General features: G+C 70.2%; 2 protein-coding genes. Both read right to left on the bottom strand.

Annotated features, from left to right (window positions below; all coding sequences use genetic code 11):
- Positions 1 to 189 (bottom strand): serine/threonine protein kinase (locus tag VFS34_17430; GenBank protein ID HET9796233.1); only part of this gene is annotated, 189 nt, incomplete at its 3' end.
- A 109-nt stretch (positions 190 to 298) separates the two neighbouring features.
- Positions 299 to 2,821: protein kinase (locus tag VFS34_17425; GenBank protein ID HET9796232.1), on the bottom strand; the 2,523-nt coding region annotated here is incomplete at its 5' end.

The raw sequence follows: 2,821 nt of genomic DNA, 5'->3' as shown, positions 1-2,821 counted from the left end.
GGAGTGGGCCTCCCGCTCGAAGCGGGCGAGGGCGTCCGCGTCGCGGGCGAGCGATTCCGGAAGGACCTTGATCGCGACGTCGCGGTTCAGCTTCTTATCGCGCGCCCGGTAGACCTCGCCCATGCCGCCGGCGCCGAGCGGGGAGAGGATTTCGTAAGGACCGAGCTTCGTTCCTGCGGCGAGCGTCATGGGAGTCTCGCCGCCGCGCCAGAGCTCGCGGAAAAGAGCGACGGGGGGTCCCCCGCACCGAGAGAAGGCGCGGTCTCGAAGGTTCCCGGGCGCGATCCCGCGGCGAGCGTCATCTCAGCCCTTCGACGACGAAGAGAGCCGAATCGAGGACTTCGCGGGCGTTGTAGGCGTACTCGCGGCCGTCGCGCGAGAGAAAGATCGCGCCGATTCCGATATAGCGCGCGAGATCTTCGGGGCCGAGCGTCAGCCAGGCCGCCTCCGTGCCGTCCGCGATCTCGAAGCGGACGACGTGCGAGGGGATCGCTTCCAGGTCGCGCAAGTAGAGGTAGCGCCCGTCGCCGCTCCACTGGATCGGCTGGTCGGCGCCGCCCTTCATCGAAATCCGCCGGCAGGCGGCCCGATCGAGGCCGCAGAGCGCGATCTCTTTCGGGCCGGTGGCGAAGGCGATCGACCCGCCGTCCGGGGACGTCGCCGCCATGTTCGGGTAGAAGCCCGGGGAGATTCCCAGGGGACGGCGTCCCGATGCCGTCACGAGCTCCAGCCGCCCGCGGTCGGGGCTGTCGCCGACGGTCGCGACGAGCCGGGGCTCCGTTCCCGGAAGGAAGATCGCGGACTCGACGTGCTCTCCGCCGAAATCCACGAGCTTCGTTTCTCCCGCTCCGCTCGGGACGAAGGAGTAGCGGGGAGGCACGTCGGTGCTTCGGACGAAGGCCCATCGGCCGTCCTCCGAGAACGCCATCGCCGTTCCGTCGGCGAGCCGGACGGCGGGGGAACCGTCCGTGGCCCGCGAGTACACGCCTCCGCGCCGTCCGCCCGCTTCTGACGTTTCGGAGAAGAGGATCGTGCGGCCGTCGGCGGTAACCCCGGCGAGGGTCGATCCGTCGAGCCACGACATCTCGCGCTCCCGCGCCTCTCCTCCCTCCCGGATGCGCACCGCCTGGCGTGCGATCGCGCGTTCGAGCAGCAGGCGGCCGTCGGGCGCGATGTCGTGAAGGATCCATCCCGCCGATCGCAGGATCGTGCGCGGCGGATTTCCCCGGGACGCCGCGAAGAGCCCGGGACCGTCGCCGGCCGACCGCGAGTACCAGATCTCTCCGCTCGGATGCCAGGCGAGGCCGTCGGGAGCCGTTTTCAGGGCCCACAGGAGTTTTCCCGATCGATCCAGGACGTCGATTTCCTCCGTGTCCCGCGTTCCCCTTCCGACGGCGATCCGCGTACCGTCCCGCGACACTCGCGGCGCCGAGGAGACGCCGTCGAGCCTCCGCGTTCCCGCGGGGAACTCGAGCGCGTCGTGGTCGAAAGAAATGTGCTTCCAGACCGCGACCGTCCCCCCGGGGAACCAGTCGCCGCCGTGCACGCTCTCGACGAGATCGCGCGCCGCTCCCCCGGCGAGCGGGGCGGACGCGAGCGTTCCGATGCCGATCGCCGCTCGGAGATTCGTCTTCCGCCGATTGAGCAGAAGGCCGCCGTCGGCCGAGACCGCCGCGAGATCGTCGTTACCGAAACCGAGCGACCGCGACTCCGTGCCATCGACCGCCGTCGTGAAGACGTCCGTCGAGCGGTCTTCCCACGCCGCGCTGTAGACGATCGTCTGTCCGTCGGGAGCGAAGCGCGCGTGGAGGATGTTCCCGCGCTGGAAGGTCACGCGGCGGAACGACGGGGCGGTCCCCGGCCGGGTCCCCGCGCCCGCCAGCAGGCGGTAACCGGCCGCGCCGAGGGCGAGTCCGAGGAGAAGGAGCGCCGCCGTCACCGCCGGGTTTTTCCCGGCGGGCGTGCGGGTCGCTTTCGCAAGGGCGCCGGGGAGGGTCGGGCTCGCGATCGACCCGGAGAGGCGCGCTAGAAGGTTCCGGAGATCGCGCGCGAGGTCCTTCGTCGATCCGTAACGCTCCTCGGGGTCTTTGGCGAGGCAGCGTTCGACGATGTCGCGAATCGCTCCGGGAAGGGCGGGGTTTCCGATGCCCACGGGTTCCGGCTCCTCCCGGAGGATCGCGACGAGCGTCTCCGCCGCCGTCTTCCTCGAGAACGGCTTCTTCCCGGTCGCCATCTCGTAGACGATCGTGCCGAGGGAGAACTGATCGGACCGGAAGTCGACGGTTCCCCCGCCCGCCTGCTCGGGCGACATGTATTCGATCGTCCCCATCACGACGCCGGGAGCGGTGTCGGACGGCGCCGCCGTCGGGATGCTCGACACGCCCTCGGCTTCCGGGCGGACGAGCTTCGCGAGGCCGAAATCGAGGATCTTGACGAATCCGTCCCGCGACAGCATGACGTTCTCGGGCTTGAGATCGCGGTGAACGATGCCGGTCGCGTGCGCCTTGGCGAGCCCGTCGGCGATCTGGGCGGCGACGTCGAGAAGCTTCTTCACGGGGATCGGTCCGGAGTCCATCGCGTCCCGAAGGCTTCGCCCGTCGACGAGCGTCATCGCGATGTAGACCGTCTCGTCCGCCGAGCCGATGTCGAAGATCGAGATCACGTTGGGGTGGTCGAGCGCGGAGGCGGCGCGCGCTTCCTGTTCGAACCGCGCGATCCGGTTCCGGTCCGCGGCGAACTCGGCGGGGAGAACCTTGACGGCGACGTCGCGCCCGAGCCGCGTGTCGCGCGCCCGATAGACCTCTCCCATGCCGCCGGCGCC

The organism is Thermoanaerobaculia bacterium (assembly GCA_035717485.1).
Taxonomy (GTDB): Bacteria; Acidobacteriota; Thermoanaerobaculia; order UBA5066; family DATFVB01; genus DATFVB01.
The sequence above is the reverse complement of the archived record's forward strand: the minus strand, read 5'-3'. Positions and strand labels throughout refer to the sequence as shown.